The sequence below is a fragment of the Blautia intestinihominis genome, from assembly GCF_040096655.1.
GTDB classification, from domain to species: Bacteria; Bacillota; Clostridia; order Lachnospirales; family Lachnospiraceae; genus Blautia_A; species Blautia_A intestinihominis.
Map to the genome: position 1 here is coordinate 13,414 of NZ_JBBMEI010000024.1, position 23,587 is coordinate 37,000.

28 protein-coding genes and 1 pseudogene are annotated in these 23,587 nt (G+C 34.5%); 27 read left to right on the plus strand and 2 right to left on the minus strand.

All coding sequences use genetic code 11. From position 1 onward, the window contains the following. Positions 1 to 371 precede the first annotated feature (371 nt). The 4 genes from WMO75_RS09005 to WMO75_RS09020 all read left to right on the plus strand — a co-directional run bounded on the left by WMO75_RS09005 (position 372) and on the right by WMO75_RS09020 (position 2,106). Entirely contained in the window at positions 372 to 818 is a 447-nt protein-coding gene (locus WMO75_RS09005) for a sigma-70 RNA polymerase sigma factor region 4 domain-containing protein (RefSeq protein WP_117843953.1), read from the plus strand. Beyond that, the gene (locus WMO75_RS09010) at positions 815 to 1,003 is read left to right on the plus strand and encodes a helix-turn-helix domain-containing protein (RefSeq protein WP_054337518.1); all 189 of its coding nucleotides are present in this window, start codon (positions 815 to 817) and stop codon (positions 1,001 to 1,003) included. Before WMO75_RS09005 ends, WMO75_RS09010 begins: the two co-directional genes overlap by 4 nt. A gap of 184 nt (positions 1,004 to 1,187) precedes the next feature. Continuing rightward, the gene (locus WMO75_RS09015; protein ID WP_005342250.1) at positions 1,188 to 1,370 is read left to right on the plus strand and encodes a hypothetical protein; all 183 of its coding nucleotides are present in this window, start codon (positions 1,188 to 1,190) and stop codon (positions 1,368 to 1,370) included. A gap of 10 nt (positions 1,371 to 1,380) precedes the next feature. Further along, positions 1,381 to 2,106 (plus strand): LytR/AlgR family response regulator transcription factor, encoded by a 726-nt coding sequence (locus tag WMO75_RS09020; RefSeq protein WP_226824573.1) that lies wholly within the window; start codon positions 1,381 to 1,383, stop codon positions 2,104 to 2,106. Positions 2,107 to 2,439: 333 nt separating this feature from the next. Here WMO75_RS09020 and WMO75_RS09025 read toward each other — a convergent pair. After that, positions 2,440 to 3,802: pseudogene (locus WMO75_RS09025) on the minus strand (transposase); the annotation flags it as partial. Positions 3,803 to 3,970: 168 nt separating this feature from the next. Here WMO75_RS09025 and WMO75_RS09030 point away from each other — a divergent pair. The 19 genes from WMO75_RS09030 (at position 3,971) to WMO75_RS09120 (ending at position 19,475) form a co-directional block, all read left to right on the plus strand. Beyond that, positions 3,971 to 4,126, plus strand: coding sequence for a hypothetical protein (locus WMO75_RS09030; protein WP_054337519.1), 156 nt, complete (start codon positions 3,971 to 3,973; stop codon positions 4,124 to 4,126). 65 nt (positions 4,127 to 4,191) lie between these two features. Next, positions 4,192 to 5,247, plus strand: a complete 1,056-nt coding sequence (locus tag WMO75_RS09035) for a radical SAM protein (protein ID WP_054337520.1) — start codon at positions 4,192 to 4,194, stop codon at positions 5,245 to 5,247. Positions 5,248 to 5,360: 113 nt separating this feature from the next. Next, on the plus strand, positions 5,361 to 5,723 hold the full coding sequence (locus tag WMO75_RS09040) for a helix-turn-helix domain-containing protein (RefSeq protein ID WP_054337521.1): 363 nt from the start codon (positions 5,361 to 5,363) through the stop codon (positions 5,721 to 5,723). Further along, complete coding sequence (locus tag WMO75_RS09045; RefSeq protein WP_054337522.1) at positions 5,701 to 6,411, plus strand: LytR/AlgR family response regulator transcription factor; 711 nt, start codon at positions 5,701 to 5,703, stop codon at positions 6,409 to 6,411. The genes WMO75_RS09040 and WMO75_RS09045 overlap by 23 nt, the downstream gene beginning before the upstream one ends. A gap of 1 nt (position 6,412) precedes the next feature. Continuing rightward, positions 6,413 to 7,750 (plus strand): sensor histidine kinase, encoded by a 1,338-nt coding sequence (locus tag WMO75_RS09050; protein ID WP_349055112.1) that lies wholly within the window; start codon positions 6,413 to 6,415, stop codon positions 7,748 to 7,750. 138 nt (positions 7,751 to 7,888) lie between these two features. After that, positions 7,889 to 8,731 carry a zinc dependent phospholipase C family protein gene (locus tag WMO75_RS09055; RefSeq protein ID WP_226824568.1) on the plus strand — a complete coding sequence of 281 codons (843 nt, stop codon included), beginning with the start codon at positions 7,889 to 7,891 and terminating at the stop codon, positions 8,729 to 8,731. A gap of 153 nt (positions 8,732 to 8,884) precedes the next feature. Then, entirely contained in the window at positions 8,885 to 10,048 is a 1,164-nt protein-coding gene (locus WMO75_RS09060) for a radical SAM/SPASM domain-containing protein (RefSeq protein ID WP_349077927.1), read from the plus strand. Then, positions 10,038 to 11,720: an ABC transporter ATP-binding protein gene (locus tag WMO75_RS09065; RefSeq protein WP_117843954.1), complete on the plus strand. Its 1,683-nt coding sequence runs from the start codon at positions 10,038 to 10,040 to the stop codon at positions 11,718 to 11,720. The genes WMO75_RS09060 and WMO75_RS09065 overlap by 11 nt, the downstream gene beginning before the upstream one ends. Then, positions 11,717 to 12,718 (plus strand): S8 family serine peptidase, encoded by a 1,002-nt coding sequence (locus tag WMO75_RS09070; RefSeq protein WP_118309291.1) that lies wholly within the window; start codon positions 11,717 to 11,719, stop codon positions 12,716 to 12,718. Before WMO75_RS09065 ends, WMO75_RS09070 begins: the two co-directional genes overlap by 4 nt. 11 nt (positions 12,719 to 12,729) lie before the next feature. Continuing rightward, a complete protein-coding gene (locus WMO75_RS09075) occupies positions 12,730 to 13,836 on the plus strand; it encodes a radical SAM/SPASM domain-containing protein (protein ID WP_117843956.1) in 1,107 nt (368 codons plus the stop codon). Further along, the gene (locus WMO75_RS09080) at positions 13,826 to 15,091 is read left to right on the plus strand and encodes a radical SAM/SPASM domain-containing protein (RefSeq protein ID WP_225084405.1); all 1,266 of its coding nucleotides are present in this window, start codon (positions 13,826 to 13,828) and stop codon (positions 15,089 to 15,091) included. The genes WMO75_RS09075 and WMO75_RS09080 overlap by 11 nt, the downstream gene beginning before the upstream one ends. Positions 15,092 to 15,175: 84 nt before the next feature. Next, positions 15,176 to 15,319 carry a hypothetical protein gene (locus tag WMO75_RS09085; RefSeq protein WP_173684407.1) on the plus strand — a complete coding sequence of 48 codons (144 nt, stop codon included), beginning with the start codon at positions 15,176 to 15,178 and terminating at the stop codon, positions 15,317 to 15,319. Positions 15,320 to 15,342: 23 nt separating this feature from the next. After that, on the plus strand, positions 15,343 to 15,483 hold the full coding sequence (locus WMO75_RS09090; RefSeq protein WP_165852526.1) for a hypothetical protein: 141 nt from the start codon (positions 15,343 to 15,345) through the stop codon (positions 15,481 to 15,483). Between the two features lie 17 nt (positions 15,484 to 15,500). Then, the gene (locus WMO75_RS09095) at positions 15,501 to 15,650 is read left to right on the plus strand and encodes a hypothetical protein (RefSeq protein WP_172538635.1); all 150 of its coding nucleotides are present in this window, start codon (positions 15,501 to 15,503) and stop codon (positions 15,648 to 15,650) included. A 103-nt stretch (positions 15,651 to 15,753) separates the two neighbouring features. Continuing rightward, a complete protein-coding gene (locus tag WMO75_RS09100; protein ID WP_117843958.1) occupies positions 15,754 to 16,452 on the plus strand; it encodes an ABC transporter ATP-binding protein in 699 nt (232 codons plus the stop codon). Next, positions 16,433 to 18,787, plus strand: a complete 2,355-nt coding sequence (locus WMO75_RS09105) for an ABC transporter permease (RefSeq protein ID WP_118045835.1) — start codon at positions 16,433 to 16,435, stop codon at positions 18,785 to 18,787. Before WMO75_RS09100 ends, WMO75_RS09105 begins: the two co-directional genes overlap by 20 nt. A 110-nt stretch (positions 18,788 to 18,897) precedes the next feature. Next, a complete protein-coding gene (locus WMO75_RS09110) occupies positions 18,898 to 19,041 on the plus strand; it encodes a hypothetical protein (protein ID WP_173684404.1) in 144 nt (47 codons plus the stop codon). Between the two features lie 38 nt (positions 19,042 to 19,079). Continuing rightward, the gene (locus WMO75_RS09115) at positions 19,080 to 19,220 is read left to right on the plus strand and encodes a hypothetical protein (protein WP_173684408.1); all 141 of its coding nucleotides are present in this window, start codon (positions 19,080 to 19,082) and stop codon (positions 19,218 to 19,220) included. Positions 19,221 to 19,337: 117 nt separating this feature from the next. Next, positions 19,338 to 19,475, plus strand: coding sequence for a hypothetical protein (locus WMO75_RS09120; RefSeq protein WP_173684409.1), 138 nt, complete (start codon positions 19,338 to 19,340; stop codon positions 19,473 to 19,475). A 52-nt stretch (positions 19,476 to 19,527) separates the two neighbouring features. On the opposite strand, the gene WMO75_RS09125 is transcribed toward WMO75_RS09120, so the two are convergent. Further along, complete coding sequence (locus WMO75_RS09125) at positions 19,528 to 20,199, minus strand: winged helix-turn-helix transcriptional regulator (RefSeq protein ID WP_054337529.1); 672 nt, start codon at positions 20,197 to 20,199, stop codon at positions 19,528 to 19,530. A 212-nt stretch (positions 20,200 to 20,411) separates the two neighbouring features. Here WMO75_RS09125 and WMO75_RS09130 point away from each other — a divergent pair, with 212 nt between their 5' ends. The 4 genes from WMO75_RS09130 to metK all read left to right on the plus strand — a co-directional run bounded on the left by WMO75_RS09130 (position 20,412) and on the right by metK (position 23,572). Next, the gene (locus tag WMO75_RS09130) at positions 20,412 to 20,768 is read left to right on the plus strand and encodes a helix-turn-helix domain-containing protein (protein WP_054337530.1); all 357 of its coding nucleotides are present in this window, start codon (positions 20,412 to 20,414) and stop codon (positions 20,766 to 20,768) included. 72 nt (positions 20,769 to 20,840) lie between these two features. Continuing rightward, on the plus strand, positions 20,841 to 21,254 hold the full coding sequence (locus WMO75_RS09135) for a hypothetical protein (RefSeq protein WP_054337531.1): 414 nt from the start codon (positions 20,841 to 20,843) through the stop codon (positions 21,252 to 21,254). Between the two features lie 220 nt (positions 21,255 to 21,474). Beyond that, positions 21,475 to 22,149 carry a response regulator gene (locus WMO75_RS09140; protein ID WP_225084400.1) on the plus strand — a complete coding sequence of 225 codons (675 nt, stop codon included), beginning with the start codon at positions 21,475 to 21,477 and terminating at the stop codon, positions 22,147 to 22,149. 232 nt (positions 22,150 to 22,381) lie between these two features. After that, on the plus strand, positions 22,382 to 23,572 hold the full coding sequence (gene metK / locus WMO75_RS09145; protein WP_015526821.1) for a methionine adenosyltransferase: 1,191 nt from the start codon (positions 22,382 to 22,384) through the stop codon (positions 23,570 to 23,572). Positions 23,573 to 23,587 lie beyond the last annotated feature (15 nt).

The window sequence follows — 23,587 nt, forward strand, 5'->3', positions numbered from 1 at the left end:
ATTTTATCGTAGATTGATAGTAAGAGAAACGCATTATAGTGCATGAAGATACGCAATATAATGTGAATTGCGGGGCAGGAGAACCTACAAGGGAGGAGCATCTATGTTGCAAGGAAAGACAAGGCACTTGTGTAATGATTCGTCAAAAAAATCTTGCTTTTGCAGGGGTGCCAAAAGGGTTATTTATATGCAGTATATGCGTTAATATATGAAGTCACCGTGCAGGATGATGCATGGGATAAGAAAGATGTCGAGCCAGAAGAAATGTGGTTCGGCGTTTTCTTTTACCAAAATAAAAATATCCTTCACAGATGCAGATCTCCACCTCTGAAATTTGGAAACTTATTGATTTCAAATTTCGGAGGTAGAAAATGAAAGAAGAACAAAAATATAATGGATCTAAAACAAGAAATTATTTCACTGCTTACTTGCTGGCATCTATAAGGGGAAAAAGACTTCGGTATCTGGAAAAGCAGCAGAAAATATTATTTGCAGAGGAAAATCTGGAAGATAAAGAATATACAGATGCGGATATTTCTCCAGAGGAAAGGCTGGAATTGGAACAGAAAGAACAACTGCTTATGGAAGAAGCACAGGGGATATATCCAGAGTGGAACGAAATGACGGATATAAGCCTTATAGAAGCCATGTTTTCTTTGCAGGAAGAAGAACGGAAGCTTATTTATCAGCATGTCTTTGAGGAGCGTACTTTTAAGGAGATGAGCATCTTAAATCAGATGACGGAAGAACGCTGTAAAGGTGCGTATTATTGGGCTATCCGCAAAATACGAAAGAGAATGGGAGGAAAGAAATCATGAATTTTAAAGAATTGTTATATCGGGCAAGACAAGGGGATGAAGATGCTATTCTGGAAATATTTGAAATGTACCGACCACTCTTGATTAAAAATGCCTTGGTAGATGGAATCTTTGATGAAGATCTGTACCAGGAATTGACAGCAGAATTGTTGAAGTGCATACGGTATTTTAGGGATGTAGAATAGAATTATAGGAGGTGTAGCGGTATAATCCATACACCTCCCTAGAGCATATTCTGCCATTTTTAGTAAATGGATTACATAATTATAATTGCCAATTAGGCAATAAAAAACGCAATTGAAACAAGAATACTAGACGGGATAAACTAAAATCCCCTAATATAGTAAAAAATAGTAGGAGGAAATTTCGATGGAGATGAACCAAAAAGAATGTGGAATAGTGTGCAAAGAAAATGGTACGGAGCAAATAGAAAAAGTAACAGAGGAAGAATGGAAATTATTAAAACAATATAGAAATTTGTGTGAAGAAAATAAATTAACCATCAACATTTTGATCCAGCGATTATTAGCACACGAGAAAGGCAGGGAATAAGTTGATTAAAGTGGCATTATGTGATGATATTATTGACTATAATAAAAAAATGGAGAGTTATATCGAAAAATATGGAAATGAAAATCATGTAGAAGTCAAAATTACTTCGTATGGAAGTGGCAGTCAGTTATTATTGAATTATCAGAAACGAAAGTTTGATGTTATATTTTTGGATGTGTCTATGCCTGAAATGGATGGATTTGAAACAGCAGAGGAGATTCGGAAGAGTGATACTGATGTTTCAATCGTTTTTTGTACTTCTTATTATACAATCACTAATGCAGGGAAAGGCTTTGAAGTTGCGGCAGAAGATTTTTTATCAAAACCTTTACTGTATAGAAAAGTTGAGAATATCTTAAACAAAATATATAAAAAGAAATTGTTGAATGCAGAGGAAAAATTATTTTTGAAATGTCACGATGGATTGATTACGCTGCAACTTTCCGATATAATCTATATACAAACAGAAAACAAGCTGTTGATCTTACATACAATTCATGGAGATGTGCAAAGTAGCCAAAGAATGAGTGAACTGGAGAAGCGTTTAAGCAAAAAGCAATTTTTTCGCTGTCATAATAGTTATATGGTCAATTTTGATTATGTTGAAGGGGTTAAGAAAGATAGTGTGTTAATCAAAGATAAAGTTCAGAAGTTAAAGACTATTCCAATAAGTAAATATAAGAAAGAAGAGTTCATGAGAGCATTAGCTAGATATGTGGGAAAATGGGAAAACTGAAAATCTATGTCAAAAATATGTTGATTTATACAAAGAATATTGTTGTATGGAAAAAAATGGATTATAGTCCTCATATACTATAGGTAATTGCGAAACAAGTTCGCAATCCTGACTAAAAAGCGGTAAGAATCCTGCAACGCAGGATTCTTAAGATGAAAAATAGGTACTTCTAAATTTGAACATGACTAAAAGACTTCCCAGATAAACTGCGAAGAAAAGATTGTATGCATATTAATAATCAGGCAATCAAAGGCTTCAAACTCCGGATGTATTGGTATTGATGAATCTTATCAGCGACAAGCACAGTAACAAGCTGGGTAATTCCTGCAAGCAGTAAATCAGCATGAAGTGTTTTCTCATTCTGTGTTTTACGATCTGCAATGCAGAAACTATCTTTGAAATGGTTGATTGATTTTTCAACATTTACACGGATCTTGTAAGTATCCTCCCATTCCTGTGAGCCGCGTTCTACACCAGGATAGGCACGAAGGTTCTTTTCAGGATAAATGTAGATCATTCGTCCGCAGGAAGAAGATGTACATGGATTGTCACAATGACATACGCGATGTTTTGACTTGTCGGCAGGATTGTATTCCCATTTCATTTTTGGACATACAAACTTCATGGTAGGAAGTTTGCTCCGCAAATGGGATCTGCTTCCTTCACGCCGCATCGGAAGTGATGGATCGTGAGGACAGCAGGGAATACCGTTTTCATTGACAGTATAGTCGGTTCTTTCCACAGAAAGCTTTGTTTTTAAAGGGATAAAAGCTTTTTGAAAGCCAATTTCTTCAAAGAGGGATTTGTAAATGTTAATGGCATCAAACGCAGCATCTCCAAGAAACGTCTTTGAATTTATTAAAGGATGTTTCTGGAAAAAGTCAATTAAAACTGGAAGAAGTGCTTTCGAATCGGCAAGGGATTTATCCTCATCCGGTGAATCTGATTTCTTCCCTACAACGATATCAGGATGGTTTTTTAGAAAGTCCTTGTTGTAGAAAGTGATGTCACGAACAATACCAAGCCCGTTCGTAATAATGCCAAATTTATAGGCGTAACAGAAATGTCCATTGATGTACATCTGCTGGATTGCCTGATTGGAAGCCGCATGAGTTGGCATAGAGCCATAAGCAGCTTTATAAGGATCATAGGAATCATCAAGGTTATGGGACTTTTTGAAAGCCTTTAGCTGCTTGATAATACGGTTGGCATATTTTGGGTTATTTTCTGTAACCCATGCTTCAATGCCAGAGGTATCAAAGATTGTCATGGAAGCAAGGGCAGGATCAAGACTTTGGCAGATCGGTTCGGTCAGATCAACAAGATGATCGAACATAGATTGTAAGTCCGATAAAAAATCCTGTTTGAAACGTGTAAATTTGGAACCATCCGGAACAACATCAAAACCGCAGAAATCACGCAGTTCCTGGGAAAATTTCAAAAATACGATCAGGAGTGTGTCCGTCGGGATTGAGAAAATACGCTGGATAAGAAGTGCCTTAAGCATTGGATAAAGCTGATGTTTGCGAGGTCTTCCGGTACTGGCGTAAAAATGAGAAATAAAAGAAACAGGAACAATTTCATCAAGGTTAATGGCTTCATCAAGAAGCGAAAGGAACTGATATTTGTCGTTGTCGAATTTATTTTGACAATCTTCAAAAATTTCTGCCAAAGTGAGCTGTTTATATGTTATCATGTAAGTATATCTCCTTTAGGTGGATTGGTTAATTAGTTTCTAGGCAATTCTATTTTACCATAAACCTTGAGGAGATATTTTATTTTAACAACAAAAAAATGCCGTATTTATGCGGCTTTTGGCGTTTCGCAAACGCCTATCATATACTAAACAGAAAGGAGAAAAAACATGGTTAATACTGAAACAACAGAAGAGTTCGTAAAAGAACTGGATTTAACAGAGGAAGAAATAGAAAGTTATACCGGATGTTCTGAAAGAACGCAGAGATGTTTAACTGATTGCCCATGGCCATTTCCAGGGGCATACATTAATGAAGCTAGTTAAAACAAAGAACCGTGTAGCCTATCGGATATGATAGTCTGTGCGGTTTCTTTTTTGGAGGAAAGTATATGTATACAATTACTTTAGAAGTAAACCAAATATGTAATTTACGTTGTACATATTGTTATCTTGGAAGAAAGACAAACCAAAAGATGTCCGAACAGATAGCATACAAAGGATTGGAAATTGCATTTTTAAATGCGGAAAATCATAGAGATCGAAGATTATGGGTGGATTTTGTAGGTGGAGAGGCACTCTTAAGTCTTTCATTTTTAAAGCATTTGGTGGATTATATAGAGGGGCAGGCATTAAAAAGAAATATTTTAGTGACATATTCTATCACGACAAATGGAACTATTTTAAATGATGAGATTTTAGCATGGCTGATTAAATATAGAATTCATTTAAAAGTAAGTATTGATGGAGATGAGGAAACCCATAATAAAAACAGAAAGAGGATTGATGGTGTTGGAAGTTATTCTAATATTATTGAAAACTGTATGTATTTCAAAGAATACGAGAAGAGAACCAAGCAATATATTCAGGCAGCACATGTTGTTACACAGAATAATTATGGGGAAACATTTGAATCTGTTTGCCATTTAGTTGAAAATCTAAATTTTAGCATAGTGGATTCTTCTATTGATGTTATGAATAGATGGACAACCGATCAGTTGGATGGTTTGGCTGATGAATGGGAAAAAGTATTACGTTACTATTTAAAAAGGAAAAAAGCAGGAAAAGCATTTCTTTGGGGACCAATTTTAGATTTGAAGAAATACGGAGAAAATAATGGAGAATCAGGATTTTGTGGTGTAGGTCTTATTCAAATATATATAAAGGTGGATGGGAGAATCTTTGGTTGTGCGGCAAATTTAGAAGATAGTGGGTGCATTGGAGATGTTGAAAATGGATTGTCTAAGGAATGTATCAAAAGATTGAGGAAAATAGGAAAAGAAGGTAATATGTGTTCAAAATGCAGCTTTGCTGTGAAGTGCCAAAGCAAAAATTGCATCATGAACAGTTTGGCATATAGTGGAACAGTAGGTGAACATAATCCTGATATGTGTTATTTTGAAAGGAAAAAGAGGAATCTATGGGAGATATATGCTCCTCAATTATAATTTTTTGAAAATAAAACTTGAAATATGGGTAAAAATACGCTATTTTTATTATAAATACCAACTTATGAAGTGACTGGTAGTAAGTGTTTTATTATATTGATGTGGTGGTGAAAATGAATATAATTAGGCGAAAGAGAAAGGAATTGGGGATTTCTCAAAAAGAATTAAGCGAAAAGTTAGGTACGAGTCAACAGACAATCAGCAGGATTGAAAAGGCAGATATTGAAAATATTCCCTGTAGCTTATTGGTGAAACTGGCAAATATATTTGACATACCAATAGATGTTTTGGTATATGGAGATAATAGTGATTTGTGTAAAAGTCAAATTGAAGAATTATGGGATGTTTTTCAAAAGTTAGATGAGATAAATAAAGCTACGTTATTGTTGATGGGAAGAAGGCTAAATGAAGCACAGATGGAAAATATGCTGAAGAAGCAGATAGGTGATATGAGTGATAAAAATAGCGATATGTGATGATGAAAAATATTTTGTAGATACAGTTGAAAAAATGCTAAAAATTTATGCAGAGAAAAATGGTAAGGACTTTTGTATAAAAAAATATACAAAGCCGTTGCAGTTAATGGAATCTTTAAAAGAAGAATTCCAAATTTTCTTTTTGGATATAGAGATGCCTGCGATGGATGGCATGGAGTTGGTGGATATTATCCGCAGACATGATGAAAAATCAATTATTCTTTATGTATCATCTCATAATGAATTTTTAGGGGTTGGATATAAGTATGATGTCCAAAATTTTATTACAAAACCAATTACACAAGTACAGATTAATTGTGAAATGAATAGAGCATTAAGAAAACTAGAGTCATATGAGCAAAAATACATAGCAGTAAAGAATGAGAAAGGATACTTTAAACTATTTCTTTCCGATATAGAATACATTGAAACCGTGAAACGAAAGGTTTTATTTCATCTACGAAATGGAAATCAGGAAGATGGATATTTTAAAATGAGAGATTTAGAAGAACGCTTGGAAAAATACTATTTTGTACGTTGTCATAATGGTATTATTGTAAATGTCGATTGTATTGAATCATTACATGATCTTACCACTACACTTTATTCCGGAGCTAAAATTTATATTACACGGTCTAGAAAACAAAACCTAATGAAAAAAATGGCAGAACGGGGAGGAAGTGTATAGTGTGTATGCACAGAGTATTATAAAGAATATTTTTTCAATAATTAATATTTTTCTGATTACATATTTGTTAATTGATAGAAAAAACAATCAAGGGTACCGAAAGAAAAATTGGTATTCCTATATTTTGTGCATTGGAAGTATTTTTCTGGTGCGGGTAATGGAAAATGGGGTATCCATACATATTGTTTATAATTATATTACTATTGTGATCATTGCCATGTTTATAGGACATTTTTTATTTCAGCGGAATATGAAGTATTGTATCTTGATAGGCAGTATTTTCTTATCTATTTCGTTATTAGGGCAATTGCTAAGCTGTATTTTCCTATATCCACATAGTGGAAATAGAGTATTAGCTGAATTACCAGGAATATACCAAGTAGTGATGATGGTAATTGCAGAAGGTGTTATTATTGCTGGAAGTTTAGCATTAAAGAAAATTATAGAAAGAATTCCACCGCTTTTATCAAGCATTAATGTGATGACAATTTTCATACCGCTATTTCTTAATATTATAGTTATGGCAGTATGTACCGATAACCTATATAATGATAAAAAGGTAATTATTGGAAATATATGGTCAGTTATTACAATATCAATACTTCCTATCGTTATGTTTTTAGGAACTGTCTGTAACATAGTGATTTTGGAGAACTACTTAAATGTAAAAAAAATTGAGAATGAAAAGAAACTTCAAATAACTGAGATGAGCTTGCAGTATGATTATTATATGAAGCAAGTGAAAGATGTGGAGAACATCCGGAGGCTTTCTCATGATATAAAAAACCATTTGGAAGCCTTGAAAGAAAATGTAGAACCAGAGCAAAAAATAGAGTACATTAATGGTATTGAGCGTAAGCTAAATAAGTATCAAAGCTACTATAAATCAGGGAATACATTTATTGATAATCTGCTTCATACGAAACGATTAGAGGCCATCGAAAAGGGAATTGAATTTAAGGTGTTTGCCGACTTTACAGAGTTTCGACAGGTAAGGAACGAGGATTTATGCGTTATAATTTCTAATACAATAGATAATGCATTAAGAGAATGCCGGTTAATGAAAGAAGAAAATCCTACGGTAGAGTGTTTGGTACAACTAAAGGCTAAAAAAGTAAAAGGGTTCTTGTCAATTTTATGTGAAAATAGCCTAAGAGAATCACAAGTACGTTATTTGCGAGACAATACAACAATGGAAACATCAAAAGATGATAAGAAAAATCATGGTTTTGGTGTTAAAAATATTAAAAGTGTCGTGAAGGATTACGGGGGAGAAGTATCATTTAATGTTTTAGATGATATGTTTTCTGTCTCTGTGATTATTCCGATAGAAATATAGTGGAAAAGATGGTGCTTATGGAAAATAAGTGCCATTTTTTTGGTCCAGGCAGGGCATAAAAAATGCAAACTAAACAAATTATATGTTTTTTCTTGAAGCAGGATGTAAAATAAAGAAAAAAGAAGAGGAGGCATGGGTATGCGAAAAAAAATGAAACTATTTATTGCCATGGTATCAGTGGGGGCTTTATTGGGAACGATGCCAGTTATGGCAGCGGAACAACCAGAACTTCCAACGAAAGTGCAGGATATTGCGAATGGTTCTGATGAACTTTACGGGGAAGGAGTTCCGATTGAGCATGGCACAAATCCAGATGAAAGATTTTCGTCTGGTGGGGTAGATCATACACATCAGTATATTGTTGCAAACGCACTTAAAATTCTGAGCAATGATAAAGGAAATAGTGCATTCAATGGTGAGCTGAACTCATCTATTCTTATGGAGGCAACCGACTGGCCGGATAAACTTGGAAATGAAACAGATGCAGGAACTTTTGCAGGACACTTTTATGATCCTGATACTGGAAAAAACTGGCTTGGTCAAAAATCTCCGACAGCTAGGACAAGAGCAGAGTCATATTTTCAGGCAGCAGTAAATGCGTATCGTGCAGGAGATGTACAATTGGCTATGTCAAACTTAGGAAAAGGCACCCATTATGTATCAGACTTAAATGAACCGCATCATGCATCGAACTTGACAGCAGTAAACAGCAATCATTCCGCTTTTGAAAAATATGTTGATAAAAACCGTAAATCTTACACAATAGCAGGAAATTCGTTTGGCTCATCCGTATATACAACCGCATTAAATACATCAACAGGAGATTTGATGTATTCCGCAGCAAAACATGCGAAAGGGCTTGCGGCGGATGCTCAAAAGGAAAGTTCCTATGATAGTGCAGGCAGACAATCTGTGCAGCATGCTATACAGACGGTAACTCAATATATGTATAAATTTGGAAAAGAAGTTGGAATCTATTAATAAGAGTTTTTCAGGTCTTGGTATTAAGAATATCGAGGCCTGTTTTTTATGCCATTTAGACACTAAAATACGCAAAATAATCAAAATATATGGCGAGATAGGAGAATTTGATTAAAATTGTTTTTAGTATATTCAAGAAAGGAGTAGACAGATATGTATAATTTCACATTATATATGACAACAGATTGTAATTTTAAATGTCAGTATTGTTATGAAGACTACCATAACCATTATCAGTTGAATGAAAAAACACTTGTGGACTCTTTGGAGTTTATGATGAATTATGGGGATAGAGGGAAAGTCTTGATTGATTTTTTGGGCGGTGAGCCTTTGCTGAAGAAAGATTTAATTTACAAGGCAGTAGCCTATATCAAAGATAATTATCCGGAAAGGGAAGTAAAGTATTATATTACTACCAACTGTTCCATGATGGATGATCGGTTCATTGCATTTATGAAAGAAAATCATTTTACAGTACGCCTTAGTTTTGATGGGAATAAGGAAACCCATGATTTGAACAGAGTTGCGAAAGATGGAGTTTCTTGCTATGAAAAAATTTTTGAGAATATCATGAAGGTAAAGGATAGTGGATTGAATTTTTCTGTAAGAATGACGGTCACAGAAAATACCATTCCGTATATGTTCGAAAATATCTGTTACCTGCATGAGCATGGATTGGATAACATCTGTATGATTATGGATGTATATTTAAAAATATGTGATGAGCTGAAGACAGAATTTGAAAAGCAGGTGGGACAAATTTTGCGGTACTATTTGGCTGAGGCAGCAGCGGGCAGAGTTTTTACTATAGATCAATTTGATGGAAAAATGTTTAATATGTTGTGTGATTTTGGGAACTGCTTTGGCATGTGCGATGCCGGAATTGGAAATTTCAAGATCTTTCCGAATGGTCAGATATATCCATGTGGATTTCTTACAAGTAATGAAAAATATTGTATAGGTAATATCAAGGAAGGCGTTGATATAAGAAAGGCAAAATTAATAGCAATGTCGAACTTTGATAAAACCGATCCGAAGTGCAAGGGATGCACAATCCGAGATTTTTGTCATGGTATGAAATGCGGATATATGAATTTTATCAATACAGGGAAGATTAATGTACCATCGGATGCAGAGTGTATTTTTGAACATATCTTTTATAAGGCAATGGTGCAGATTCTTGAATATTATTTACAGCAGCCGATTGAAATAGTTAGAGAAAAATTAGGAGTGTATATAGACTATATCCAGGAGGAAGATTTAAAATTCAGTGAGTTCGGAGAGAAGATTGCCAAGAGGTTAAGCGATGAAAAGTAAAGAAAGCCGTCCATATCTTGGATTTTTAAAAGAGTATGCTTTTAAGAAAAAGTTACTACCTTCCTATATTTTAACAATAGCAACGATTGTGTTAACGGCGGGAGTTTCTTTGGTGCGTCCGGAGCTGCAGGGAAAAGTGATAGATGATTTGGGGAATCCACATAGTACCAGTTTATCTGCGTTTATGCTCCTTCTGGTGGTGTTCCTGGGCATGTTACTGCTGAACTACCTTATGAATTATGTACAGCGTTATATCGTGGCTGTTATTTCGGAAGAGATAGCAGCAGATATGCGACAAAAGGTAGAAGATAAATTATCAACAGTAAGCGTGAATTTTTTTGAGAAGATAAAGCTAAGTGACATTTTGCTGAAAGTAGATAAAGATGTTTCAGCAGTGAAACAATGTGGAATCACAAGTATTATCACATTGGTTTCCAATATTGTTATCCTGGTGGTTGTTCCTCCATATATGTTTTCTATCCATAAGGGGATTGCCGTATCCAATATTATCTTACTTGTCAGTGTTCCTTTTATTAGTAGAATCCTGGGGAAATTGATACAGGAAACCAGTGGTCAAGTTTTGGAAGGATATAACAGCATAACCAATGTTCTGACAAACACCTATGATAATTGGTTTATTACAAGACTCTTTCAATGTGGGCAATATGTGCATGATATGTACTTTGAGAAAAATCAGAAATACAAAAAAGAGACGAATCGCCAGAATTTGTTGTACATATTGAATACATCTACGATACTCGTGATTCAGTTTATAGGAACAGTCATAATTTGGGTAGTCGGTGCACAAGAAGTATTTAAAGGAAATATGACCATAGGTACCATTATGGCCTTGATGAATTACCAGACAATTATTATGAATCCTATTATTGGAATCGCACAGTTTGCTAACGAGTATCATACAGCCGTAGTTTCCTTAAAGGATATCAATGGTTTGCTTCAGTATCCGGATCAGAAACAAGGAGATGGAGAGAAAGTAACAACAGTTAACAACATTTCCTTAGAAGAGATGAGCTTTTCTTATACAGAGTCGAATAAGAAGGTATTTGACCGGCTCAATTTGAAGTTCGAAAAAGGCACTCTTTACGGAGTTCATGGAAAAAGTGGACAAGGCAAAAGCACTCTGTTCAAAATTATAACAGGTGTGTATCAACCGACAGAAGGAAAAGTAGTTGTGAATAACACAGATTTGCAGGAATTAGATATTAACAGCTATTGGGAAAATACAGGATATGTTATGCAGCGTACACAGTTCTTCAATGATACGGTAAGACGGAATATGGGATTACTACATATTGTTTCGGAAGAAGAAATGGATACAGTGGCAAAGTGCTTGGATTTGTATGATGAAATCCATACTTTAGAAATGGTATGGGATACCGAGATAAAGATAGATCCATGCAATTTCTCAGAAGGACAAATGCGGCGTTTAGATATTATGAGGAATATTTTGAAAAATTCACAAATTCTGATTTTTGATGAAGCGACAGCAAATATTGATGAAAAACGAAGAGGGCGTTTTTATCAATTATTGCATGCGTTATCAAGGGAGAAAATTATTATTTTTTCTACGCACAATCTGGAAGAATTGCGAGAAGCAGATATTATTGTGGATTTGGAGAAGCTACATATAAGGCAGGTGAGTGAAAAGTGAGGATAGGTGTGTTGGATTCCAATGGATCTTTTGATAATCCTTTTTTTCAGGATAAGAAAATTGTAAAAATAGACTGCAAGTGGAAAGGTCAGGAATACAGTAAAGATGCCTTTGGATTTACCCATGCGGAATATGTCTGTTCTTTTATTTTAAAGGAAAACCCAGAAGCTGAAATTGTTCTGGTACCCATTGTGAGGAAGAACAAAAAGAGTACGGTTCTGGATATGATAGAAGGTATTGAATTACTGATAGAGGAACAGGTAGACATAATTAATATGAGTATGGGAGATGAGTACAAATATCACAAAGAAATAGAGGAGGTATGTAGAGCAGCTACAGAAAAGGGGATTTTGATTGTGGCAGCATACTCTAATCAGCAAGTAGAAGCAACCTATCCGGCTTCCTTCCCTTTTGTAATGGGAATAAGATGCCTGGACATAGAGAATCCTTTACAGGTTTTCCAATATGATGGGATAGGAAAGGATGTGATTTTTTCCTCTAAATTTTTTTCTCTTTATCATTTAGGCATTCCTAAGTTTTATCAGGGCAATAGCTTTGGGTGTGCTGTAATAACAGGGTATTTAAGCAATTATGAGGATGAATATGAACAGGCAATTTTACAGTTTACTCTCAACACTTTGAATCACTATTATCCATATCAAACATTGAAGCAGAAACAGTGTTATTTTCTAACGAACCGTATAGAAGAACCTTTAGAGCAGCGTTTCATACGGGAAGTAACGAGAACAGAGAGATGTGATACTTTTGAAAGTGGAATGGAAAAATTGAGAAATATAAAAACAGCAGAACAGTATCCGGTGCTATTTATTGATCACAACAATTATCAGGAAATATGTGAGTATAAAGAGAGAATCAGGGTATATGCCATGGAAAATCCGAAGACAGAAATTATTTTGCGATATCCCTTATTTAATATGGTGGAAAGATTGGATTTCCAGAAGAAAACAAATAGAAATTTGAACCAATTTACAGTTTAGGAGGCAGGAAAATGTATACATTGTCATTAGAGATCATAAATAAGTGCAATTTGAATTGTACTTACTGCTATCTGGGCGAGAAGAAAAATACATACATGAGTTTAGAAACGGCTCAAAAGGCAATCGATATTGCTGTGCATGAAGCAAATAAACAGCATGATCGGACACTTATGGTTTACTTTATTGGAGGGGAACCCCTTATGGCATTTAATCTGATGAAAGATGTGGTAGATTATGCGAAGAAAAAATGCCAGGAAACAAACTTAATATGCAAGTTCAGTACTACGATAAATGGAACGTTAGTTACAGATGAAGTAATTGATTTTTTTGTGGAAAATACATTTGAGGTGAAGGTGAGTTTAGATGGTCCTGAGTATGTTCAGAATTTGAACAGGAGAGATTATGCAGGAACCGGAAGCTTTGAAAAAATTATGAAGAACCTTCCGTTATTGAGAAAATATGAGCAGGAAACAGGAAATCAGATTTCGGTAGCCAGTGTTGTGACAAGTAATAACTATCAATATTATGCAGAAAGTTTCCAGTTTTTGCTTGATTTAGGAATTAAAAAATTAGAGTCGGGAATTGATTATTATTGCTCCTGGAGTGATGAGCAGATACAGGGATTACGAGAACAGATAGAGAAGGTATTTGGTTTATATAAAGCACATATACAAAAAAATCAAGAAGTAATCTTTTGGAATCTTTGGGAACAATATCTGAAATCTTTCCTGATTCCATGTCCATTTTACGCATGTAAGGCAGGTTTGACAACTTGCTATGTAACAACGGATGGTGGGATTTATACTTGTGCGGAACTTCCAGAATTTAAAATCGGTTCTGTAGAAGCCGGGTTGGATGTTCCGAGGATTCGAGAGATTATTTACCTAGAGGATCAAGAGGATACAATGTGTAAAAAATGTCAATACATTAGACATTGTAAAACAAGAGGCTGTCAGGTGGCAAATTATGAAATTCACCAAAATGTATATCAACCTATAAAAGTGAATTGTGAAGTGACGAAGTGGATGTACCATCTGATTCAAACAAACTTAACTGAAAAACAGCTTGAAAAGCTGAAACAAGAATATGAAAGGAGATATTTACGTCATGGAAAGTAAGATGAATGAGTTTATTAAGATAACTGAGGGAGAAAAAGTGGCTTTAATTGATCCGGTAGGAAAAGTCTGCCTGGGGGTAAGTAAAAGATTTGCAGACAATTTAGATAAACCAGAGTTTCAGGAAAAGTTATTCCCTGTATGGGAGCAGCAAACTGAATTTGTAAAAGAAATAGAGAAGAATCATGAGAAAATCAATACGGTATATTTGATGGTAACCAGGAAATGTAATATGAATTGTGATTTTTGTGCGATCAGTGCAAACGACAAGCTTCGTCCAGAAAAAGAATTTAAGCTGGAGGATATACAGAATAAGGTGATTCCGTTCTTTCAGAAAAATAAACCACATAAAATGATTCTTACAGGTGGAGAGCCACTGATTAAAGATCAAATTGTGGAAATTGCAAAAGCATTAAGAAATGGTTTGACTTGCCCAATTACACTACAGAGCAATGGTCTTGCGATTACCGAGGAATTAACAGAACAACTCAAAGGATATATAGATGAAATTGATTTCAGTACCATGCACATGTTCGGAACACCTGAAAAGGAGCAGCAGCTAATTAAGCATATAGAGATGTGTCAGCAAGCCGGAATAAAGGTAGTCCTTACTTTCATTTATGAGAAAACCAATGAGATGGATTTGTATCGATTGATTGATATAGCTGCGAAATATGACATAGATGTTCTTTTTAATATAGTTTCATCCGTGGGTAGGGCGAAAGAAAACTCTGAAATTTTAACAGATATGGAGCATCTTGATATGAACCTGAAGATAGTAAAATATATATTGAACCAGGGATACGAGGATAAAAAAATTGGGGGAGCTTTTTATCAAAGAGTTCAGGTAAGAAATTCTTGTGGGGGCTATGGAAAAGTTATGGCAATTTTCCCGGAAGGCGATATTTACATGTGCCAGTGTATGGAGCAGAACCAGGTTCGAATGGGAAATATACTGTCCGATGAGCCACAGAAAATTTTACAGGAATTAGAAAATTTATTGAAAAAAGATGAAATTAAGAGGTTGTTCTGTGCTGAATATAAAGAAATATGTAAAGAATGTGATTATCGCTATATATGCGGTGGGCATTGTCTAGCATCAGAAGAACCTTATGATTATCGGTGTATTTTCTTAAAAGCAGTATTAAATTATGTGCTGTTTTACTATGATTCTAAAGCAAATAGAAGGAAAAATTTAGAAATTTATATTGAGTATATGGAGGAGGTAAAGAGAAGATGGGAGGAAGAACCCAACTAGGAAGAAAAAAGAGCAATTTAGACAAGAAATATAGATAAAAGGTATGTGAAAGCGTATAAATATAGGCATAAGGAGGTGAGTTCTATGGAAGAATTCAATACAGAAAGAAAATCCTCAGAACTTAACAAAGAGGAAGTAAATGTTTATACGGATGACTGCGGTGTGACAAGGTATAATTGTGTAACAGATTGTTTTTGGGTATTAGCTTTAGTTACAGCAGCGGAGTAAATTCGGAAAGGAGACAGTAGACTATGAACGAATTAAAAGAAAAAGAAGCTCAGGAATTATCAAAAGAAGAAATCAATGTTTATGCAGCAGGCTGTGGAGAAATTCAGAATCATTGTAAAAATGACTGCTTTGGTGGCGGATCTTTTCTGAATCCGGATTATTAAAGAGGAGGATCAGTGTCATGGAAGAAAAGAGAATAGAAGTAACTGAAAACGAAGAGTTATTAAAGGAAGAAGTTGATATTTATGAATTGCCAGACTGCGATATCGTTCGTAAGAAATGTGAAAATGATTGCATCGGTGGCGGAGCGTTTTTAAATACAACTAAGTAATACATACAAAAACATGGAAGGCTATTCGAGAAAATAAAATCGAGTAGCCTTTCATTGATATATAGATACGAATTAAAGAATGAATTGAAAGGAGAAATAAATTATGAAAGTATTGGAAGCAAGAAATATAAAAAAATATTATGGAAAGGAGCCTAATATAACAAAGGCATTAGATGGAGTAGATTTTAGTGTTGAAAAGGGAGAATTTGTAGCTATTGTTGGTACATCCGGAAGTGGTAAATCTACCTTATTGAATATGTTGGGAGGATTGGATATACCTACCTCTGGGGAAATTAAAATCCAAGGAAAAAAATTGTCAGACTTAAATGATGAGCAGCTTACAATCTTTCGAAGAAGGAATATAGGCTTTATTTTTCAAAACTATAACTTACTCCCCATGTTAAATGTTTATGAGAATATAGTTTTGCCAATTGAATTAGATGGGCAGGAAGTTGATCAGGTATTTTTGAACGAAATTATTAATATGCTCGGTTTAAAGGAGAAACTGAAAAGTATGCCGAATATGTTATCTGGTGGACAACAGCAGCGTGTTGCTATTGCAAGAGCCTTGATTACGAAGCCGGCAATTATACTTGCAGATGAACCTACAGGAAATCTTGACAGCAAGACGAGCCAGGATGTACTGGAATTGATTCAAAGCACGAGTAGAAAATTTGAGCAAAGTGTTGTGATGATTACTCATAACGAGCACATTGCAGATTTAGCAGAACGAATAGTGAGGATTGAAGACGGAAAATTTTTGAAAATTGGAGTTGGTGAAGATGAGAAAACAAGGGGATAAAAAAGCAATAAAAAATATTGTACAGAGGAATCTTCGGTCTGAAAAGCGAAGAAATATTATGTTAGTGATTTCTATAGCTCTAGCATCATTTTTGATATGCTTTTCAGGACTAATTGCGACTTCACTGCTGGAAGTACAAAAAAAACAGATTCAGGATACATACGAAGCAGTATACATGAATGTTTCAGAAGAAAAACTGTTAAAGCTAAGAGAAGAAACGGGATTTGAAAGAGTAGGACAATACTATATTGTTGGGGATATACCGTCTGATAAAACATATACTGCTGCTTTTTTTTACATGGATCAGCCAATGCTCTATATGATGAGAAACCAGATGAGTTTATTTAGTGGAGAACTTCCAGAGGAAGAAGCTCAAATTGTCGTATGTAAAAAATGGTTGGATAAATATGATAAAGATAAAAAGGTAGGAGATAAGATTACATTAAACACGGAACAGCTATCAGGAAAATACACGATTTCAGGGATTCTTGATATGGCAACTAGTGGAGAAACATTTCCATTTTTAATATCTTGGGAAAAACTGAAAAATTATGAAGACTATAATGAAGACTCCAGCATGGTTTATGTGCATGTGAAGGAAAAAAATGCTGAAGAAATAAAGAAATATTGCAGCGAAATTGGTGAAATAAATAATCTACCTGTAGCATTTAATAATCGATATTTTCGGTACGTTAATCAAATGATTTCTGCAGATCAATTAGGTATCTTAGGAATATTAATTGGACTCGTTTTGATAGGAAGCTATACTGTTATAAAAAGCATTTTCCAAATTTCTATAATTAATAAAATACAAAATTACGGACAACTTAGGACGATAGGAATGACACAAAAGCAGATAAAAAAGATTGTAAAAAAGGAAGGAAGGTATTTAGGTGTTAGAGGAATACTGATAGGTATTACATTAGCAGTTCTTTGTTCAGCGATAATACTAGCAAAAGGGATTAATATTAGGAATTATATCGTATGTGCAATGATAACCGCAGCTATCTGTAGCATTATTGTCAGCATCTCTATAAATAAACCAGTTAAAATAGCAATGAAGGCCTCACCGATGGAATCTGTGAGGATGACAGCAATTAGTAATATAAAAATATCAGCACAAGAAAAAAATAGAAAGCTTACGCCAATATCTTTGGGAATAATGAATTTTAAGAGAGAACCCAAAAAAGTATGGAGCATTGTTATATCATTAAGCCTCGGAGGAATTATTCTGTTAACGGTATCTTCAGCTTTACTTTTACAGTCTCCGGTAAAGATGACACAACACTATTTTGGTGATGCTGATTATAAAATATATATAAAGTCAGATAAAGAACCTACGGAACTATTATATTCCGGGAATCCCCTTAATGATAATTTGAAAGAAGAAATTGGTAGTATTCCAGGCATAAATGAGATGCAAACATTAAGAAAATCAGCAACCTTTACCTTCGAATATAAGGGATATGGAGGAAGAGGAATGTGTGATATGATTACCACGCAAAATAAGAAAGAAATTGAAGATTCATTAGTTGCAGGGCGAATGCCTGAAAATTCCCATGAAATATTAGTAAAGACTGGTTACGAAGATTTTGGGGAAGAAGTAAAGGTAGGAATGCAATTTGAGATATCCTTTGGGAAAGAGAAAATCCCAGTAACAGTATCAGGAATTTTCCAATCAACTAAATTTGCATCTGCACTAGGAAGTGGGCGTGGGGGATTTAATGCTGCGATGATGTGTATGACGGAAGATGCTTTTAAAGAATTATTGCCTGGAATAAAAAATTTTGATTTCACATGGGGAATAAACATTGATCCAAAGGAACAGAGCAGTGTTGATGAAAATCTTCGAAATACGATTTCAAAAAACGAAGATATTGCAATCGAAAGCTTTAGCGAAAGAGTGAAGGGATATGAGAAAGACAATACAATATATTTCGTTTTGCAGGTAATTTCAATCCTAATTTTTCTTTTTGGTGTGATAAATTTGATTAACACAACACTGTCAAATCAATTATTTAGAAGACGTGAATATAGTGTTTTACGGTCTATAGGATTGACAGAAAAGCAGCTTTATAAAGTTATTATCGGTGAAGGTATGTGCTATTCTATCTTAAGCATTTGTATGACTTTGCTAATTGGAACTCCTATTGCAATGTTAATTTGTCGTCAAATGAGTATAAGCTGTTATGGGAAAGTGGTAGAATATTCATTTCCGTTTTTTTATATGGGTATATACGTATTGGTGCTTCTGTTAATACAGGTTATATTATCTATTTATCAAATAAGAGAACAGAAGAAAAAATCAATTATTGATCAACTAAGAATGGAATAGTTATCCAAATAGAAAGAAAAAAATGTAATCTGTACATAAAATATGGAGATGAAATTTTAAAATAGTATACTGATGTTATCAAAAATATTAATAGGAAGGAGGAAAGTCGGATGAAAGAGCGAAGAGATGAACAAGAGGCAAGAGAACTCCTTATGGCAGAAGTAAGCATTTATACGGATGATTGTGGAGAGATTCAGTTTCATTGTTTAAATGATTGCTTGGGCGGAGGTGCTTGGCTCAATATTGAATACTAATAATAACTGAATAAATTTATACAGAAAGGAAAAAAGACATGGAAAGTGAGAGAATAGTAAAAAATAATGAAATAGAGATAGAAGAAGTGAATGTATATACAGACGATTGTGGCACAACAAGAAAAGCGTGTGTAACAGATTGTATTGGTGGAAGTGCTCTTATAACCCCTATGGAGTAATATTGAGTAGGAGAAATTCTATATAGACGATTGTACATTAACTAAATGCCAATATTGTCAGCTACGTTTTAGATATGTGCATAATTAAAAGTACGGAATGAAACAAGGAGGATTTTTATGAACGATGTAAAATTAGAGAATGTTGAATTACAGGAAGAAGAAGTCAATATATACACTCCAGCCTGTGGAGAAACAAGATATAAGTGTATAGCAGATTGCCTTATGGGTAATTGTTTCATTACCTGTGATTACTAGATCATAAGATAAGAAAGGAGCAACGTTATTCGTAATAGATTACGTTGCTCCTTTAATAGGTACTCCACATATATCCAATTCCATATATTGTCTTAATATAATGATGATTTTCGGTATCAATTCTTTGCCGTATGCGGCAGATCATACTATTGAGAGAAGTTTCTTCTACATAATTCCCATTTCGATCCCATAGAGAATATAAAAGATGTTGTCTGGTTAAAACGGTGTTTGGATTTAAAGAAAGCAGTTTGAGTAGCTTAAATTCCAATGGAGTAAAAGAAGTAGCAGTACCTTCAATCACTGCGGTCAAGGAGTCAAAATTTAAAGTTATGTGGCTGTCTTCATACTTTGTGGTTGGATGATGGTTACTAAATAAGATATCCAATTTTTTCTGTAAAAGTGCTGGTGATGAGAGGGTCGAATATAAATGGTCATCGGCACCTGCTTCATAGAAATCCAAAATAATTTGTTCTGGAATATTGGTAGCGCATAAAAACAGAACAATAATATTTGGGAAGTGCTTTTTTGCAGTCTTACATATGATAAGACTATATTCATGTAACAGTGTGAAATCCAAGAGCAAAGCATTATAAGAGTTAAATGGTATGCTGCCGATTTGTTTTGGTACGGTGGAAATAAAATCGGTATGATAATTTTGCTTTAAGATATTCTCCAGATTTTTCCCCAAGACGGACGGGTTGCTAATCAATAATAGTTTTTTCATAAGCATTTCTCCTCCCCTATAAGCACTAGTATATTTAAAAGAAAAGAAATTGTAATATTGTTTGTATAGATTGACTTTTTTTCGGTATAGATGTGTGGAAATGATGATAGTAATACTACGATATACTATGATACATAGTAGTAATACTCTTAAACGAAGTAAAATACAGGCGTATTTAAGTGTAAAATGAGTGTATCGGGAGGTGTACGCTTGTGAATCGAATATCTGAATTAAGAAAAAAATTAGGCCTGACTCAGACGAGATTAGGGGAAGAAATAGGAGTCAGTCAGCAGACAATTAGTAAGTATGAAAAGGTAGACGAGAATATTTCTGGTGATATGTTGCTTGCATTATCCAAATTCTTTAAGGTCCCTGTTGATTATATATTGAGGAAAGATGAAGAGGAACAGCAGAGAGAGCAGGATAATAAAAGAGAAATTATGGAATTGTATAGGGATATGGATCAGTACAATAGAGATACTTGGATTATTATAGGAAAGCGTTTATTGGGCGGTCAGTTACACAAATACAATGAAGATAGTATCGTAGAAAAAAGGCTAAAGGAATAATTTAATAAGATTTCTGCAATAATTCGGATGTAAACTTAAAGTATAATGATAAATGATATGAGGAGATAGAGGATGGGAGAATTATTATACTTTAAGAATTGTGAGGAAAGAAAAAAAGCAGAGGAATTATTAAAGAAATGTTGGCCGGAAGTATCTTTTGTAGTTATGCGATTAGATATGCAAAATATATTAGAAGAAGAAAGAATTCATTTCGGAAAATGGGATATTGAATTTGACAAGAAAAGGATGATTTATAATGGTACAGAAATTGTAATTACTGATATGCAATGGGAGATTTTACAACTGTTGATGAGCGATTCAGAGTTGAGTTTTTCAATTAGAGAAATTGCATACGCCATGAATATTGAAGTGCATGAAGCTCAAATATATGTAGAAGAATTGTTAAAAACGATACAAGAACAAACGGGTTCTGCAATTGTGCAAAAGAAAGAGGAAAGATACTCATTTGTGGAAATAACAGATTAAGTGATGGAGAAAAGGCAGTGGACGACACTGCTTTTTTTATGGGGAGAATGATGTATGCTAAAAATATATAAGATTAAAATAGGCAAAGAAAAAATCAAAATATACAATAGATATACCAGACTTGCTTAAAGTGGTTTATGATGAAATTGGTATGGTGCCTTAGATACAAATAAAATAGAGGTAACTTCTCATTGCTATTATTTTTTAATGGAGATAAGAAATGAAAAAGATATTGTTAATAGAGGACGATAGTAATTACATTTGGCATATAAAAAACTTTCTACAGCGAAAAGGATATCATGTATTAGTTGCATTTACAGTATCACAAGGAAAAGAGCTTATAGAAAAGGAACAAATACTCATTATAGGCTCGGATTTGAAATTGTCAGATGGGAGTGGAATGGAGCTGCTAGAATACTTGCGGGAGAAAACATACAAAATTCCATTCCTTTTCTTTACATGCTATGACAAAAAATATTATGAGAAAGAAGCATTGGAAAAGGGAGCTAAGATATGCATGAATAAATTACAATTCGATTTAGTGAAGGAAACATTATTGGAATATGCTTATAAAGAATCCAATGGAGAGGGAGCTACTTTTCATAAGATACTTCTTGTAAAAAAGAATTCGGAAATCACGTCTATTATACAAACAGAGCTTCTTAAAAAGGGGATATATATGATTATGGTAGAAACTATATGGGAAGCAGAGAATAAACTATTAGAATGTCAAGATATTGAATTGATTCTGTGTGATTTGTTTTTACAAGATGGAATTGCTATGGATTTTTTTTATTCTATGAAAAAGCTTGCTGGAATATATCAAAACACGAAGGAGCCAATATTCAGAGAGTTGCCGTTTTTTATATCACTGATAATAAAGATTTATCTTTAGAATATCAATATCGCCATGAGGGTGTAAGCGACTATATAACCAGTCCTGTTAATATTCCAGAATTAATCAGACGGATATGTTATTTCGTAGAAGAATAGAAAAGTTATTTGGTTTAAAGATAAAACCAACCGGACAGAAAAAAGTACAATGTAGACAAAAAATATAGTAATAATAGTAAAGATATTTTATGTTATTGACAAATATGAAATATTGATACAAAGGAGAATTTACTATGGAAAAAAGAATATTTACCTCAGAATCAGTAACAGAAGGGCATCCGGACAAAATTTGTGATGCCATATCAGACGCCATATTGGATGCTCTTATGGAGAAGGATCCGATGAGCAGAGTGGCCTGTGAGACTGCAATTACAACGGGTATGGTATTAGTGATAGGAGAAATCACGACCAATGCGTATATAGATATGCAGCAGGTGATAAGAGAAACGATTAAAGAAATTGGTTATGACAACGGAGATTATGGATTTGATGCACATACCTGTGCCGTCTTAACGGCAATTGATGAGCAGTCAGCAGATATTGCTTTGGGTGTGAATAAGGCATTGGAAGCAAAAGAACACAAAATGTCAGAAGAAGAGCTTGATGCAATTGGTGCTGGGGATCAGGGTATGATGTTTGGTTACGCATGTGACGAAACGAATGAATTTATGCCATATCCAATTTCACTGGCACACAAATTGACTCGGCAGCTTACGCAGGTCCGTAAAGATGGTTTGTTGAATTATTTAAGACCGGACGGTAAGAGTCAGGTTACTGTAGAATATGACGAAGCAGGTATTCCGCACCGGTTGGATGCAGTGGTTCTGTCAACACAGCATGATCCAGATGTGACACAGGAGCAGATCCACGAAGATATAAAAAAATATGTATTGGAACCGATTATTCCAACAGAACTGGTAGATGAGAATACAAAATTTTTCATCAATCCAACAGGGCGTTTTGTCATCGGTGGTCCTCACGGAGATAGTGGTGTAACAGGACGCAAGATTATTGTAGATACCTATGGTGGTATGGCACGGCATGGCGGCGGAGCTTTTTCTGGAAAAGACTGTACGAAAGTAGATCGTTCTGCATCTTATGCTGCTCGTTATGTTGCGAAGAATATTGTGGCTGCAGGTCTAGCAAAAAAATGTGAAATTCAGTTGTCTTACGCAATTGGGGTGGCTCATCCGACCTCTATTATGGTAGACACCTTTGGAACCGGGAAAATTTCAGATGAGAGTCTGGTAGATATGATAAGAAAAGAATTTGATCTGCGACCAGCAGGAATCATTCAGACGTTGAATCTCCGCCGTCCAATCTATAAACAGACGGCAGCCTATGGACATTTTGGAAGAAATGATCTCAACCTTCCATGGGAAAGATTAGACAAGGTAGAAGAACTGAAAAAATATTTGAAATAATTTACTTAGGAGGGA